Genomic DNA, 14,476 nt, shown 5'->3' with positions numbered 1-14,476 from the left:
ATCGTAGCGGACATCTCCGCCCGGGTGGGTGCGCTAGATTGGGGCTTCGATGAGCGCCACGCATGAGCCCCGACCTGCCCCGGACGACGCCCGCGTGATCTGGGACGCCGACGACATCGCCCGCGCGATGCGTCGCATCGCCCACCAGATCCTCGAGACCAACCGTGGCACCCACCATCTCGTGCTGCTCGGCATCCCCTCGCGCGGAGCGCCCTTGGCGCACCGGCTGGCAGCCCTGATCGCGGACGCCGAGGGGGTGGAGGTGCCCGTCGGTGAGCTCGACATCACGATGTACCGCGACGACCTGCGCCGCCATCCGACCCGGCCCGTGGGGCGCACCCGCGTGCCGGTGTCGTTGGACGGCGCGACCGTCGTCCTGGTGGACGACGTGCTGTACTCGGGCCGGACGATCGCCGCCGCGATGGACGCGCTGAAGGACCTGGGGCGCCCCCGCGCCGTCCGCCTCGCCGTGCTGATCGACCGCGGCCACCACGAGCTCCCCATCCAGGCCGACCATGTCGGCAAGGACCTGCCGACGGCGTCCGACGAGCACGTCCGCGTCCGAATCGCCGAGATCGACGGCAGCGACGCCGTCACGCTGAGCTCCGCGAAGGGGGCCTGATGCGTCACCTGCTGAGCGCCGGCGACCTCTCCCGTGCCGAGGCCCTCTCGCTGCTGGACCTGGCCGAGGAAATGCACGAGGTGCAGCGGCGTCCGATCAAGAAGCTGCCTGCGCTGCGGGGCCGCACCATCATCAACATGTTCTTCGAGGACTCCACGCGGACGCGCACGAGCTTCGAGATCGCGGGCAAGTGGATGAGCGCGGACACGATCAACGTCTCCGCCAAGGGGTCGTCGGTGTCGAAGGGCGAGTCGCTGCGCGACACGATGCTGACGCTGGACGCGATGGGCGTCGACTGCTTTGTCATCCGGCACGCCAGCTCCGGCGCCGTGGCGCAGGCCGCCACGTGGGTGAGGGCCCACGTCGTGAACGCCGGCGACGGCCAGCATGAGCACCCCACCCAGGCCCTGCTCGACGCCTACACGATGCGGCAGCACTTCCGCGCGAAGGGGCTCGGCGACGGGTTCGCGGGCAAGCGGATCGCGATCGTAGGCGACCTGCTGCACAGCCGCGTCGTCCGCTCCAACGTCTTGTTGCAGACGGTGCTGGGCGGCAACGTGACCCTGGTGGCGCCCCCCACCCTGCTGCCGACCGGCGTCGAGAACTGGGACGCCGCCGTCACCTCCGACTTCGACCAGGCCCTGGAGCAGGCCGATGTGGTGATGATGCTGCGCGTGCAGCGCGAGCGGATGGCGTCCGGCTTCTTCCCGAGCGAGCGGGAATACACGGCCGGTTACGGGCTGACCAGCGAGCGGCTGGCCCGGCTGAAGCCGACCGCGGCGATCATGCACCCCGGGCCCATGAACCGCGGCGTGGAGATCAGCTCGCAGGCGGCGGACGCCGCGGCCTCGCGGGTGCTGGACCAGGTGTCGGCCGGTGTCGCCGTCCGGATGAGCGTGTTGTACCACCTGCTGGGTGGGGAGGGAGACCAGTGAGCGCCCACGTCATCAGCGGAGCCCGGCTCGCCGACGGCTCGACGACCGATCTCGCGATCGTCGACGGCCGGTTCGTCGAGGTGGCGGACGCCCCTGCGGACGCCGAGCGCATCGACGCCGACGGGCTGTTGGCCCTGCCCGGCCTGGTCGACCTGCACACCCACCTGCGCGAGCCAGGCCGCGAGGACGCTGAGACGGTCGCCTCCGGCACGCGGGCGGCCGCGCGGGGCGGCTACACCGCGGTGTTCGCGATGCCGAACCTCACCCCTGACACGGACACGGCCGAGGCCGCCCAGTATGTCGCCGAGCTCGGACGCCGCGACGGCACGTGCGAGGTGGTGCCGATCGGCGCCGTCACCAAGGGACGCGCCGGGACGGAGCTGGCCGAGCTGGGGCTCATGGCGCGCCAGGGCGTCCGGGTGTTCTCCGACGACGGCGCCTGCGTGCACGACAGCCTCCTGATGCGCCGCGCCCTCACCTACCTCAAGCCGTTCGACGGGGTCGTGGCCCAACATGCGCAGGACCCGCGGTTGGCGGGGCCGGGCGCGTGCTGCCATGAGTCGGAGATCTCGGGACGCCTCGGTCTGCCGGGCTGGCCGAGCGTCGCCGAGTCGACGGTGATCGCGCGCGACGTGCAGCTCGCCGAGTTCACCGGTGGGCGCTACCACGCCTGCCACATCTCGACCGCGGAGAGCGTCGAGGTGATCCGGTGGGCCAAGGCGCGCGGCATCCACGTCACCGCCGAGGTGACGCCGCACCACCTGCTGCTCGACACGCCGCACGTGGAGACCTACGACACCACGTTCAAGGTCAATCCCCCGCTGCGGACCTCCGAGCACATCGAGGCGCTGCGCGAGGCGCTCGCCGACGGCACGATCGACGTGGTGGGCACCGACCACGCCCCCCACGCGGTGCAGGACAAGGACCACCCCTTCGACGTCGCGCTGCCGGGCATGCTCGGGCTGGAGCAGGCGCTCGCGGTGGTCATGGAGGTCATGGTCGGCTCCGGGCGCATGGACTGGCCGACCCTGGTGGAGCGCATGGCCGTGGCGCCGGCGCGCATCGGACGCCTCGCGCACCAGGGGCGTCCGCTCGCGGTGGGCGAGCCGGCCAACCTGGTGCTGGTGGATCCCGAGCGCCGGGCCATGGTCGACCGGGAGCAGACGGCGTCGCTCTCGCGGAACAACCCCTACCACGGACGCGAGCTGCCCGACCCCGTGGAGCTCACCGTCTGGGCCGGCCGGGTGACATACCGCCGCTGACCCACCGGGTCGCCCCGATCCCCGCTCCCCCCGACCGGCGCGCCCCGCCACGCCGCAACACCGCTGTGCCGCATCTCGCTGCTGAGTCGCGCCTCGCCGCTGTGCCGCGCCTCGCCGCTGTGCCGCGCCACGCTGCTGAGTCGCGCCGCGGCATTTGGACCCGAGGAAATGGCGCCATGGCGCCATTTCCTCGGGTCCAAATGCCCCGGCCCCCCTGTGGCTGCTGGCCAGAGGGGGTCTGCCAGGGTCTGGTTCACCCGAGGGCGCCGTGATGGGGTGGATCCCATGAAGCAACGCACCCTGGGTCAGAACCTCACCGTCTCCGAGATCGGCTACGGCTGCATGAGCCTCACCGGCGCGTACGGCCAGAAGGGCGGGCCGGAGCGGTCGGAATCCATCGCGATGATCCGCCGGGCCGTCGAGCTGGGCGTCACGTTCTTCGACACCGCCGAGGTCTACGGCCCGTTCGCCAACGAGGACATCGTCGGCGAGGCGCTCGAACCCGTCCGCGACAACGTCGTCATCGCCACGAAGTTCGGCTTCGGGTTCGCCGAGAACGGCGTCGAAGCCGGCGGCGTCAACAGCACCCCCGCCAGCATCCGCGCCGCCGTCGACCACTCGCTGCAGCGCCTCCGGACCGACCGCATCGACCTCTACTACCAGCACCGCGTGGACACGACCGTCCCCATCGAGGACGTCGCCGGCACGGTCGCCGAGCTCGTCGAGGCCGGCAAGGTGCTGCACTTCGGCCTGTCCGAGGCCGGCCCGGGCACGATCCGGCGCGCGCATGCCGTGCTCCCGGTGGCCGCCGTGCAGAGCGAGTACTCCATGTGGATGCGTGACCGGGAAGCCGACACGCTGCCCGTCCTCGACGAGCTCGGCATCGGCCTGTTGCCGTTCAGCCCGCTCGGCAAGGGATTCCTCACCGGCACGATCGACGCCACCACGACCTTCGCCGCCGACGACTTCCGCGGCCAGACCCCACGCTTCCAGGGCGAGGCGTTGCAGGCCAACCTCCAACTCGTCGAGGTGCTGAACCGCATCGCGTCCGAAACCGGAGCCACCCCGGCGCAGCTGGCCCTCACGAGGCTGCTCCACCAGCGCCCCGGGATCGTCCCGATCCCCGGCACGAAGACCCGCAGCCGGATGGAGGAGAACATCGGCGCAGCCGACGTCGAACTCACCCCCGAGCAGGTGGACGCCCTCCGCACAGCCGCCGACGCGGTGACGATCGTCGGCGAACGCTACCCCGAGGCGCAGAACAAGATGGTCCAGCTGGAGGCCCCGCTGCCCCGGTGACCCGAGCGGGACGCCGCGGCCTCCGCACACCGCATTTGGACCCGAGGAAATGGCGCCATGGCGCCATTTCCTCGGGTCCAAATGCCATTCCAGGTGGGCGGCCAACCCAGGTGGGCTCACACACCGGGGGTCAGGCCGCGGCGGCCTCCAGCTCCTGGGCCAGGGTCAGGATGGACGAGCGGGCCCCTGCGTCCGCGATGGACAGGTAGTCGCACACCCGGACGACGGCCTCCTCCAGGGTGCCCTCGGCGAGCGACGTCACCTCGTCGCCGCGCGCGTCGTTGACCGGTGCGCCCAGGCCGCGCAGGTGCAGCACCCAGGCGGCGACGGCGCGCTCGGCGCCGATGGGCTCTCCCCCGTCGGCGCGCTCGGCGTTCAGCGCCGGCACGATGCGGATCGGGATCTTCTGCGAGCCGTCGGCCGCGATGCGGGCGAGCGCGTCCTTCATGCGGGGGTTGCCGAAGCGTTCGAGCAGCGCCTCGCGGTAGGCGGCGATCTCCTCGGCGGGCAGGGGCAGGTGCTTGGCGGCGACGTCCCACCAGTCGTTGACCCAGCCGGCAACGGTCGGGTCGCTGATGGCCTCGTACACCGTGGGGCGTCCGACGATCGTCGCGGCGTAGGCCATAAGCGAGTGGGAGCCGTTGAGCAGCCACAGCTTGCGCAGCTCGTGGGGCACGATGTCGTCCACGAACGTGGCGCCGGCCTCGTCCCAGGCCGGGCGGCCGTTCTTGAACTCCCCGGCCAGCACCCATTCGGTGAAGGGCTCGGTGGCCACGGCGGCCGGATCCTCCACCTCGGTGTCGGCCTCGACGGCCTCGCGCACCTCGTCGGTGACACCCGGAGTGATGCGGTCGACCATCGTCGTCACGAACGAGACGTTGGCGTCGACCCACTCCAGCAGCGAGTCGTCCACGAGCCCGGCCAGGTCCCGGACGACCGTCTCGACCATGTGCCCGGAGTCGGGCACGTTGTCGCACGGCACGAAGGTGATGCCGCCGGCGTCCGCCTCGCGGCGTGCCACCAGGCCGGCCACGAACTTGCCGGGCACGGTCGTCACGGACGCCAGGTCCCCACCCTTGAGCGCCTCGACGTCGGCCTTCACGCCGTCGTGGTCGACGTCGAGCCCGCCGCCGCTGGTGCGGACGTAGCCGGCCTCGGTGACCGTGGACGTGATGATCGCGACCTGCGGGTCGCGGAAGTAGGTCAGCAGCTGCTCGACGTCCGGGCCGGGGTGGGTGGCCACGACGGAGCTGATCACCTGGTAGTCGTTGCCCTCGGGGTTCTGCACGACGAGGGTGTAGAGGCCGTCCTGGGCCTCCATGGTCTCGGCCATGGCGTAGCTGCGGCCGGTGAACGCAGCGATGCCCCACGCGTCGGCGTCGGGCGCGTGCTCGGTGTACATGGCGGTGTGGGCGCGGAAGAAGTTGCCCAGGCCGAGGTGGACGATGCGCACGGGTGCAGCGGGGCGGCCATCCTGGCTGCGGGAGAGTCGACGGGACACGACAACGGGCCTTTCTCTCGGGTTCCCTCCCGACTCTAGGGCGTTGGCTTGCCGCGCACCCGCGGGTGCACGCGGTTGCCCTGCACCGGCACCCACAGGCTCGTATGCTGTCACCACCATCCGCGGTGCCGACCCAAGGAGCCCCCGTGTCCCCATCCATCGGGCATCAGCCCACCGACATCGCCGTCGAGACGATCGGCGGCCCGCACCAGCACGTGTCGGACGCCGAGCTGGACGCGTTCGTCGCCCGCCGGTTCGCCGACGTCGACTTCGACGGCAAGAACGTGGTGCTCGTGGTGCCGGACGGGACGCGGAGCTGCCCGCTCCCCCTCGTGGTCGCCAGCGTGCACCGCCATCTGGCTGATCGGGTGGCGTCCCTCACCGCCGTCATCGCGCTCGGCACGCACTCCTACATGTCCCCGGCCGCCATCGACCGGTGGTTCGGCGTGCCGGCCGGGCAGACGATCGACGACGTCTACCCGGGCCTGACGGTGGTGAACCACGAGTTCCACGACCCGAGCCAGATCGTCGAGATCGGCACGCTGAGCGCCGACGAGGTGGCCGAGCTGTCGCAGGGCGCGATGCGTGAGGAGGTCGTCGTCGAGATGAACCGCCGTGTCGTCGAGGCCGACATCAACCTGGTCATCGGCCCGGTGTTCCCGCACGAGGTGGTCGGCATCTCGGGGGGCAACAAGTACTTCATCCCCGGCTGCTCCACCCACGACGCCATCGACCTCTCGCACTGGGTCGGCGCGCTCATCGGCGTCGAGGAGATGATCGGCAAGGCCGGCATCACGCCCGTGCGCGCCATCATCAACGCCGGCTCGGCGATGATCCCCGGCTGGCGCCTGGCGCTGTGCCTGGTGGTGGAGTCCGGGTCGGGTGACCTGGAGTCGGTCAGCTTCGGCACCGCCGAGGACGCCTGGGCCGACGCCGCCGAGATCGCCTCGGAGAGCCACGTCGTCCACGTCGACAAGCCGTTCACCCGCGTGCTGGCCATGATGCCGACGCGCTACGACGACATCTGGACCGCCGCGAAGGGCTGCTACAAGATGCAGCCCGCCATGGCCGACGGCGGCGAGGTCATCATCTACGCCCCCCACGTCACCCAGGTCGCCGAGCAGCACCCCGAGATCCTCGAGGTCGGGTACCACTCCATTGAGTACTTCACCAAGCAGTGGGACAGGTTCTCCCACGTGCCCAAGGGCGTCCTGGCCCACTCCACGCACGTCCGCGGGGCAGGCACCTACGACCCGGAGACGGGTGTCGAGACCAACCGGATCAAGGTGACGCTGTGCACCCAGATCCCCGAAGAGGTGTGCCGCCAGGTCAACCTCGGCCACCTGCCGCTGTCGGCGGTGGACATCGAGGCGTGGAAGGCCGACCCGGACGTCTTCGTCCAGGAGAACGCAGGCGAGGTGCTGTACCGCCTGCGCGGCTGACGCCGCGGGACCGCCTGCGCGGCTGGCGCGGGCCGGCTCAGGCCGGGCCGGTGGACTGGCGCACCATGAGGCGCACCGGCACGGTCACCGGCAGGTTCTCCGGCGGCTTGGTGCCGTTCAACGTTGCCACGATCGTGCGCACGGCGGAGTCGCCGAGCATCGTCAGCGGCGCGGCCACGGTGGTGAGGCCGGGCGTGATGATCGCGGAGGCGAAGATGTTGTCGAAACCGATCACGCTGACCTGCTCGGGCACCCGGATGCCACGCTCCCCCAGGCCGCGGATGAGCCCGATGGCCATGAGGTCGTTGAAGCACACCACGGCCTTGAACCGGCGGGCGGCGACGACCTCGGCGGCGCCGCGTCCGCCCTGCAGCGTGGGCGCGAACGGCCCGATGCGGTGCTCGGTGAACCCCATCTCGGTCGCCGAGTCGCGCACCGCCCGCCACCGGATGCCGTCCGCCCACGACGCCTCGGGCCCGGCGAGGTAGGTGATGGAGCGGTGCCCCAGGCCGATGAGGTGCTCGGCGGCGCGGCGGACGCCGTGGCCCATGTCGGGCACGATGCAGTGCAACCCGGCGACGCGCCGGTTCAGCACCACGACGGGCAGCGTCTTGGCGACCGTGCGCAGTTCGGTGTCCGACAACCGCGACGAGGCGATCACGAGGCCGTCCAGCAGCGGCAGTGAGCGGCGCAGCAGCTCCCGCTCCAGCGACTCCGACTCCTGGGCGTCGTTGAGGGTGACGACGAACCCGGCCTCTGCGGCCGCCGCCTGGCAACCGCGGATGACGCGGAAGTTGAACGGGTTGGTGATGTCGGCCACGGCCACGCCGATCACCTTCGTGGTGCTCTTCGCGCTCGTCCGGCTCACCTCGCGGGAGCGGTAACCGAGATCGTCGGCCACCTTGCGGATCCGTTCGGCAGTCTGCGCGCTGACGCGTCCCGGGCGCGAGAACGCCCGGGACACGGTCGACGGACTGACCCCGGCGACCCGGGCCACGTCGTAGATCGTGGCGTCCGAACCCCCCGCTGCGTCGCTGGCCATGGGGCCGAGCCTATAACAAAGGCCTCCCCACGCTCGGGCGAACGGCGGTTCAGCCGTCGATCTTGAAGACTTCCCGCGCCTGGTCGGCGACCAGGGTGTGGACGACCTCCTCGGCCTCGTCGATCTCCAGCCGGTGCTCGACCACCAGCTCCGCGAGGTGGACTGCGTCCAGGCGCCGCGACATGTCGTGGCGCGCCGGAATGGACAGGAACGCACGCGTGTCGTCGATGAACCCGGAGCTCTTGTAGAACGTGCCGTACTCGGTGACCGCCTTGCGCCAGCGGCGGATCGCGTCGGGGGCGTCGATGAACCACCACGGCACGCCCACGTACACGGAGGGGTAGAACCCGGCCAGCGGGCCGATCTCGCGGCTGTAGACCGTCTCGTCCATGCCGAACAGCACGATTCGGAAGTTCGGGTGGGTGCCGAAGGCGTTGAGCACCGGCTCCAGCGGCTCCACCACGTTGTACGCCATCGGGATGTCGCCACCCACGTCGGCGCCGAACCGCTCGAACGTCGGCTGGTGGTGGTTGCGGTGCACGGCGGCGTGGTAGGTCAGCACCAGGCCGTCCTCGGACGCCATGCGGCACTGCTCGAACATGAAGGCCCGACGCAGCGCCAGGTTCTCCTCGGGAGACGCCTCACCGCGGCGCGCCCGGGCATAGACCGCCTCGGCATCGTCGAGCGGGGCCATGTACATGTCGGTGTGGGCGTGATCGGTCGAGACCGCCCCGTTCTCCTTGAAGAAGGCGCGCCGGTTCTCCATCGCGGCGACCCAGCCGGCGAACGTGCCCGTGTCCTCTCCCGTGGCGGCGGCGAGGGCGTCCATCAGGTCTCCCCAGCCCTCGCGGCCGGGCTCGAGGTACTTGTCCGGTCGGAAGGTGGGGCGGACCTCGCGCGTGAACGACGCGTCGTCGCGGATCTTCGCGTGGTGGGAGAGGTCGTCCAGCGGGTCGTCGGTGGTCGCGATAAACGTGATGTTGAAGGTGTCCATCAGCGCCCGGGGGCGGAACGCGTCCGTCGCGAGCTTGGCGGAGATGGCGTCGTAGATCTGGTCGGCCGTCTCGGCGGACGGCCGCACGTCGACGCCGAAGATGTCGACGAGCTCCGACTCCATCCAGAACTTCATCGGCGTGCCGCGGTACAGGTGCCAGTGCTCGCAGAAGATCCGCCACGCGTTGCGCGCCTGCTCGGCGGTGAAGCCGTCGCGGCCCGGCGGGACGCCGAGGTCGGCGAGGTCGACACCCTGGCCGTGCATGATCCGGTTGACGTAGTGGTCGGGGCTCAGCAGCAGGCTGGTCGGGTCCGAGAAGGGGACGTCGTCGGCGATCCACACGGGCGGGACGTGCCCGTGCGGGGAGACGATCGGGAGGTCCTTCACCTGGTCGTACAAGCGCCGGGCGACCGCGCGGGTCTGCGGCTCGGCGGGGAACAGGCGGTCCGGGTTCAGGGTCAACGGCGCTGTCATGGGCCCATTCTTACCCCGCCCCGGCGCGTTGCGCAGGGGTTGGCAGGGGTTGGCAGGGCTTGGCGCGCGTCGCCGTGGCAGGGAAGGAAGCCGTGCAAGGGAAGGAAATCGCGTGCCCGCGGGCCACACGGGTGCGGCAAGATGGGCGGGGTACACCAACGAAGGGATCACCACCACCATGAGCGAGAAGACCTCAAGCGCGCAGATCGGCGTGGTCGGCATGGCCGTCATGGGCTCCAACCTGGCCCGCAACTTCGCCAACCACGGGTATCGCACGGCCATCTTCAACCGCACCTGGGCCAAGACGGAGGCCGTGCTGACGGCCCACCCGGAGGGCCACTTCATCGCGTCGCAGACCGTCGAGGAGTTCGTGGACTCACTGGAGAAGCCGCGCCGCATCATCATCATGGTCAAGGCCGGCGCCGGCACCGACGCCACCATCGACACCCTCATCCCCCTGCTCGAGCCCGGCGACATCGTCGTCGACGGCGGCAACGCGTTCTTCCAGGACACCCGCCGGCGCGAGGAGAAGCTGCGCGCCCACGACCTGCACTTCGTCGGCGCGGGCATCTCCGGCGGCGAGACGGGCGCGCTCGAGGGTCCCTCGATCATGCCGGGCGGCTCGGAGCACAGCTACACCTACGTCGGGTCGATGCTCGAGGACATCTCGGCCAAGGTGCCCGGCCCGAACGGTGACGAGCCCTGCTGCACCTACATCGGCACCGACGGCGCGGGACACTTCGTGAAGATGGTCCACAACGGCATCGAGTACGCCGACATGCAGTTCATCGGTGAGGCCTACGACCTGCTCGCGGGCGCCGGCCTGTCGGCCGCCGAAGCCGCCGACGTCTTTGCCGAGTGGAACACCGGCGACCTCGACAGCTTCCTCATCGAGATCACCTCGGAGGTCCTCCGCCAGACCGACGCCCGCACCGGCAAGCCACTGGTCGACGTCATCGTCGACGCGGCCGGCATGAAGGGCACCGGCACGTGGACCGTCCAGGAGTCGCTGACCCTCGGCGTCCCGGCCGCCTCCATCGCCGAGGCCGTGTTCGCGCGGGCGGCGTCCAGCTCGCCCGAGCTGCGCAAGGCCGCCCGTGCCGCGTTGGAGGGCCCGGACGGCACCGTGACCGTCGAGGACCGGGCCGCGTTCGTCGAGGACGTCCGCCAGGCGCTGTGGTGCGCGAAGGTCATCGCCTACGCCCAGGGCCTGCACCTCATCAAGGTGGCCGCGGTGGAGTACGGCTGGGACATCGACGTGGCCGCGTGCGCCCGCATCTGGCGCGCCGGCTGCATCATCCGCGCCAAGCTGCTCGACCGCATCAGCAACGAGTACGCGGCCAACGACCTCGAGACGCTGCTGGAGGCCCCCTCCATCAAGGCCATGCTCGCCGAGGCCAACCCGTCCTGGCGGCGCGTGGTGGCGCGGGCCACCGAGGCCGGCGTGCCGATCCCGGGCTTCAGCTCGGCGTTGTCGTACTACGACCTCGTCCGGGCCGAGCGGACGAACGCCGCGCTCACCCAGGGGCTGCGCGACTTCTTCGGCTCCCACACCTACCGCCGCATCGACACCGAGGGCACGTTCCACACGGTGTGGAGCGGCGACCGCTCCGAGGTGGAGGCCGTCGACACACACTGAGCCGGGTGAAATGCGCCGAGCGGCGGCCACCGCCGCTCGGCGTCACTAGGATGACGGGGACAGCGGACGCCCGGTCCGCCCGTGAGGAGGACGCATGGACAGCAACCAGCCGACCGAATCGACCGAGCCGCAGGACCCGACCCCGGTCGAGGAGCTCAACGACGAAGGCGTCGGCGGCACCATGGGTGCCGACAACACCTTCGAGCCAGAAGAGGACGAGGACGCCCCCGTCGAGCCCAGCTGAGCGCGTCTCCAGCTGAGGACGGCGGGGACGCGACTCCCCCACCGACACGAGGGCGCCCCGGACCAGACGGTCCGGGGCGCCCTCGTTGCTGCGGGGACAGGCATCACCACCGGGTCAGCGCGGCGATCCCCCCGGCCCGGGCCAGCTCCTCGTCCTCGACCACGGTGACGGACGCCCCCGTCTCGGCCGCCTGCTCCAGCACGCGCTCGACGAGGAGGTCCTCATCAACGCCCTTCAGGAACGACGCGGCCTCGGCACCCACGTCGCCGGCGCCCAGCGTCAGGTCAGGCGTGATCGCGAGCCGGTCGACGCGGTGCTCAGCCAGAGCGCGGAGCACGGCGTCGGCACCGGACACGCCGTTGCCGTCGGTCATGGCGGCCGCGGCGAGGGCGTCGGCGGCGACCTTGGCGCCCCGAGTGCGGGCGACCTCGGCGAGGTCATCGGCGAGCCGCTCCCCCACGGACGCGGCGTCTTCGCCGGTGATCTGGGCCTCGATCGTCTTCACGACGCGGTCGGCGACATCGGCCGGCAGCGCCTCGACGAAGGGGGTGAGGCTCCCCGGCGCGTGCGCGATGACGATGGACTCGGCCTCCAGGTCGGGCAGCGCCTGCGCGAGCTGGGCGGCGGCGTCCGCCAGGAAACGGCGGGAGTGCTCGTCGGAGCGGGCCTCGACCTGCTGCTCGTGGGTGCGCAGCCGGGGCAGGTGGCCGCCCTCGCTGCCGCCGCGGGCAGAACGCCACGCGTCGAGGTCGGACTCCACGCCGGTCTCGGTGCCGTCGACGATGCGGCCGTCCCACCAGCGCAGCACGCTCATCTCGTCGTTGTCGATCAGCACGACGGCCACGGGGCGGCCGCGGTCGAGCAGTTCGACGAGCGGCGCGATGTAGGGGTGCGCGTCCCAGCGGGCCTGGGAGGCCTCGAGGGAGAGCTGCGAGGTGACGCGGTGGGAGTAGCTGCCATCGACGGTGCGGAACAGCGCCAGCGAGCGGCCGCGCTGCGCGGGCGTCAGCTCGCGGATCTCGGCCTCGATCTCGTCGGACACATCGCGCCAGGCGAGCACCGTGTCGCGGTCACCCTCGGCCTCGATGGCCTCGCCGACCTCGCGCAGACCGTTGCGCAGTTCGACGAGCCAGGCGGGAGTGTCGGAGTTGTTCTCCGGCTTGCGGGGGTCGGTGTCCAGGTAGAGCGACACCACGGGGCTGTCGGGGCGCGCCGTCGTCAGCTCGGTGAGCGTGTCCGGGTGCGGGTACGCGGGCATGGATCTCCTTGGTCGGCGTGAACAAAACGTTCAACCACCCTAGCCAACCGGATCAATGCCCGGGGTCGGCCAGCGCGGCGTACGCCACCTCCAGCAGCGGTTCGGGCGGGCACTCCCGGCCCGTCATGAGCCGGATCTGCTCCACCGCCTGCCCCACCAGCAGATCGATGCCCGAGAGCTGGATCACCCCGGCGGCCCGCGCGGCGCGGTCGAGCTCGGTCGGGTAGTGGTTGTACGTGGCGTCGAAACAGGCGGACGCCCCCGCCGCCAGCCCGGCGGCCACCTCGGGTGCCAGCGGTGCCGAGACGGTCGACACCACCAGGTCGGCCCGCCCGTCGGGCACGGTGCCCCACGTCCCGAGAAAGAGGCGGACGCCGAGGGCGTCTGCCAGCCCCCCGAGGCTCGCCGCGGCCCGCTCGGGCGACCGCACCAGGGCCACCACCTCGCGCACCCCCAGCTGCGCCAGGGCGAACAGTGCCGAGCGGGCGGTGGCACCGTTGCCGAGCAACCACGCCGTCCCCACCCGCGTCACCCCGGCGCGGGCGAGCGCGCCGATGAGCCCGGTGACATCGGTGTTCTCCACCCGGGCGTCGGCGAACAGGAACGTGTTGGCCGCCTCCAGCAACCGCGCGGTGGGCGACGGCGTCCCGAGGGTGAGCAGGACGCGCTTGAGCGGCATGGTGCACGACAGGCCGACCCACTCCGGGCCACAGCCCTCGATGAAGGTGCCCAGATCGGTCTCGCCGACCTCGTGGCGCCCGTAGTCCCACTCCCCCGCGATGCCCAGCACCTCGTAGGCGCGGCGGTGGATCAGCGGGCTGAGCGAGTGCGCGACCGGCTGGCCCAGCACGGCGCAACGGCGCACGCCAGCGGGTTGGGGCGAGACGCCGCCGCTCACGGCCTGCCCCCGGCCCGCGTGCTCGGCACCGCCGGCCACCGCGCGGCGGCGGCGTGCAGGGGCTCGGGCAGGGGGGTGGGCTGGCCGTGGGCGTCCCCGTGCACGACGACCGAGACGGCGCGGGCCGCCACGTCCCCGGTGACCGGGTCGACGATCTGGGCGGCGAGGGTGGACGACGTCCGCCCCAGCGCGCCGATCGCCGTCCGCACCACATACGGTTCGCGGCGGAAGACCATCTGGCGGGTGTGCGTCAGGTCTTGGCGCGCCACCAGCCAGGTGCGTTCGGGGGTCTCACCCGTGCCGGTGCGGATCGGGGCGTCCAGCAGTGCGCCGTACAGCGCGACGCGCGCCTCGGCGACGTAGTCGAAGTACAGGGTGTTGTTGACGTGGCCATACCGGTCGATGTCCGACCAGCGCACCGCCACCGGGTGCTCGTGGGCCGCGCCACCGACGTGCCAGCCGCCGACGTCACGCAGCGGCTCCAGCGGCACGGCCTGCTCGGCGAACCAGGCCCGCTCGGCGGGCGCCAGGCGCGTGGGGCGTCCGGACGCGAAGTCGAACAGGCACAGGGTGGTGCGGGCCCTGACGGCGAGCAACCCACCCTCGTGCAGCGTGTACGCGATCGTGAACCGGGACGCCCCCACCTCACCCACCGCCACCTCGGCCGTCAGCGGGCCGACGCCGAACCCCAGCGGGGCGAGGTACTCCACCTGCTGGCCGACCACCACGATGCCGTTGCCGAGCAGGTGCGCGTTCGGGCTGTCGCTCAGGTAGGCGACGCGCGCCTCCTGCAGGTAGTCGAGAACGGCCGCGTTGTTGACGTGACCCTGCGCATCCAGGTCGACCCACCGCTGCGCCACGGTGGT

General features: G+C 71.5%; 13 protein-coding genes. 7 read left to right on the top strand and 6 right to left on the bottom strand.

The window, feature by feature from the left end; all coding sequences use genetic code 11:
- Positions 1–49 precede the first annotated feature (49 nt).
- The 4 genes from pyrR to IFY26_RS03125 all read left to right on the top strand — a co-directional run bounded on the left by pyrR (position 50) and on the right by IFY26_RS03125 (position 4,118).
- Positions 50–622, top strand: coding sequence for a bifunctional pyr operon transcriptional regulator/uracil phosphoribosyltransferase PyrR (gene pyrR, locus IFY26_RS03140; protein ID WP_269779058.1), 573 nt, complete (start codon positions 50–52; stop codon positions 620–622).
- Positions 622–1,557, top strand: a complete 936-nt coding sequence (locus IFY26_RS03135) for an aspartate carbamoyltransferase catalytic subunit (RefSeq protein ID WP_232547543.1) — start codon at positions 622–624, stop codon at positions 1,555–1,557. The genes pyrR and IFY26_RS03135 overlap by 1 nt, the downstream gene beginning before the upstream one ends.
- Positions 1,554–2,819 (top strand): dihydroorotase, encoded by a 1,266-nt coding sequence (locus IFY26_RS03130; RefSeq protein ID WP_232547542.1) that lies wholly within the window; start codon positions 1,554–1,556, stop codon positions 2,817–2,819. The genes IFY26_RS03135 and IFY26_RS03130 overlap by 4 nt, the downstream gene beginning before the upstream one ends.
- A gap of 285 nt (positions 2,820–3,104) precedes the next feature.
- Positions 3,105–4,118: an aldo/keto reductase gene (locus IFY26_RS03125; protein ID WP_232547541.1), complete on the top strand. Its 1,014-nt coding sequence runs from the start codon at positions 3,105–3,107 to the stop codon at positions 4,116–4,118.
- Positions 4,119–4,248: 130 nt separating this feature from the next.
- Here IFY26_RS03125 and IFY26_RS03120 read toward each other — a convergent pair whose 3' ends face one another.
- Positions 4,249–5,619, bottom strand: a complete 1,371-nt coding sequence (locus IFY26_RS03120; protein ID WP_232547540.1) for a mannitol dehydrogenase family protein — start codon at positions 5,617–5,619, stop codon at positions 4,249–4,251.
- A gap of 146 nt (positions 5,620–5,765) precedes the next feature.
- Between IFY26_RS03120 and IFY26_RS03115 the strand changes: the two genes are divergently transcribed.
- A complete protein-coding gene (locus IFY26_RS03115; protein ID WP_232547539.1) occupies positions 5,766–7,061 on the top strand; it encodes a lactate racemase domain-containing protein in 1,296 nt (431 codons plus the stop codon).
- Between the two features lie 37 nt (positions 7,062–7,098).
- Here IFY26_RS03115 and IFY26_RS03110 read toward each other — a convergent pair whose 3' ends face one another.
- Both IFY26_RS03110 and uxaC read right to left on the bottom strand, forming a co-directional pair.
- Positions 7,099–8,103: a LacI family DNA-binding transcriptional regulator gene (locus IFY26_RS03110; protein WP_232547538.1), complete on the bottom strand. Its 1,005-nt coding sequence runs from the start codon at positions 8,101–8,103 to the stop codon at positions 7,099–7,101.
- Between the two features lie 49 nt (positions 8,104–8,152).
- A complete protein-coding gene (gene uxaC / locus IFY26_RS03105) occupies positions 8,153–9,571 on the bottom strand; it encodes a glucuronate isomerase (RefSeq protein ID WP_232547537.1) in 1,419 nt (472 codons plus the stop codon).
- Between the two features lie 178 nt (positions 9,572–9,749).
- On the opposite strand from uxaC, the gene gndA reads away from it, so the two are divergent.
- Together gndA and IFY26_RS03095 are read left to right on the top strand one after the other, a co-directional pair.
- Positions 9,750–11,210: an NADP-dependent phosphogluconate dehydrogenase gene (gene gndA / locus IFY26_RS03100; protein ID WP_232547536.1), complete on the top strand. Its 1,461-nt coding sequence runs from the start codon at positions 9,750–9,752 to the stop codon at positions 11,208–11,210.
- Positions 11,211–11,304: 94 nt separating this feature from the next.
- The gene (locus IFY26_RS03095) at positions 11,305–11,454 is read left to right on the top strand and encodes a hypothetical protein (RefSeq protein WP_232547535.1); all 150 of its coding nucleotides are present in this window, start codon (positions 11,305–11,307) and stop codon (positions 11,452–11,454) included.
- Positions 11,455–11,557: 103 nt separating this feature from the next.
- Here IFY26_RS03095 and IFY26_RS03090 read toward each other — a convergent pair whose 3' ends face one another.
- From IFY26_RS03090 to IFY26_RS03080, 3 genes are read right to left on the bottom strand one after another with little or no spacing between them, the layout of a single operon-like run.
- On the bottom strand, positions 11,558–12,712 hold the full coding sequence (locus IFY26_RS03090; RefSeq protein ID WP_232547534.1) for a baeRF10 domain-containing protein: 1,155 nt from the start codon (positions 12,710–12,712) through the stop codon (positions 11,558–11,560).
- 52 nt (positions 12,713–12,764) lie between these two features.
- Complete coding sequence (locus IFY26_RS03085; RefSeq protein WP_232547533.1) at positions 12,765–13,562, bottom strand: shikimate dehydrogenase family protein; 798 nt, start codon at positions 13,560–13,562, stop codon at positions 12,765–12,767.
- A 44-nt stretch (positions 13,563–13,606) separates the two neighbouring features.
- On the bottom strand, positions 13,607–14,470 hold the full coding sequence (locus IFY26_RS03080; RefSeq protein WP_232547532.1) for an acyl-CoA thioesterase: 864 nt from the start codon (positions 14,468–14,470) through the stop codon (positions 13,607–13,609).
- Between the last annotated feature and the right edge of the window lie 6 nt (positions 14,471–14,476).

This window comes from Propioniciclava soli, from assembly GCF_014858005.1.
GTDB classification, from domain to species: Bacteria; Actinomycetota; Actinomycetes; order Propionibacteriales; family Propionibacteriaceae; genus Propioniciclava; species Propioniciclava soli.
Note: the sequence above shows the minus strand (reverse complement) of the source record. Positions and strands in the feature narration are given on the sequence as shown.

What these genes read in the sequence shown, in the direction of transcription:
- uxaC (WP_232547537.1), bottom strand. Translation starts at nt 9,571, where the DNA reads ATGACAGCGCCGTTGACCCTGAACCCGGACCGCCTGTTCCCCGCCGAG.
- IFY26_RS03090 (WP_232547534.1), bottom strand. Translation starts at nt 12,712, where the DNA reads ATGCCCGCGTACCCGCACCCGGACACGCTCACCGAGCTGACGACGGCG.
- IFY26_RS03110 (WP_232547538.1), bottom strand. Translation starts at nt 8,103, where the DNA reads ATGGCCAGCGACGCAGCGGGGGGTTCGGACGCCACGATCTACGACGTG.
- IFY26_RS03125 (WP_232547541.1), top strand. Translation starts at nt 3,105, where the DNA reads ATGAAGCAACGCACCCTGGGTCAGAACCTCACCGTCTCCGAGATCGGC.
- IFY26_RS03095 (WP_232547535.1), top strand. Translation starts at nt 11,305, where the DNA reads ATGGACAGCAACCAGCCGACCGAATCGACCGAGCCGCAGGACCCGACC.
- pyrR (WP_269779058.1), top strand. Translation starts at nt 50, where the DNA reads ATGAGCGCCACGCATGAGCCCCGACCTGCCCCGGACGACGCCCGCGTG.
- IFY26_RS03135 (WP_232547543.1), top strand. Translation starts at nt 622, where the DNA reads ATGCGTCACCTGCTGAGCGCCGGCGACCTCTCCCGTGCCGAGGCCCTC.
- gndA (WP_232547536.1), top strand. Translation starts at nt 9,750, where the DNA reads ATGAGCGAGAAGACCTCAAGCGCGCAGATCGGCGTGGTCGGCATGGCC.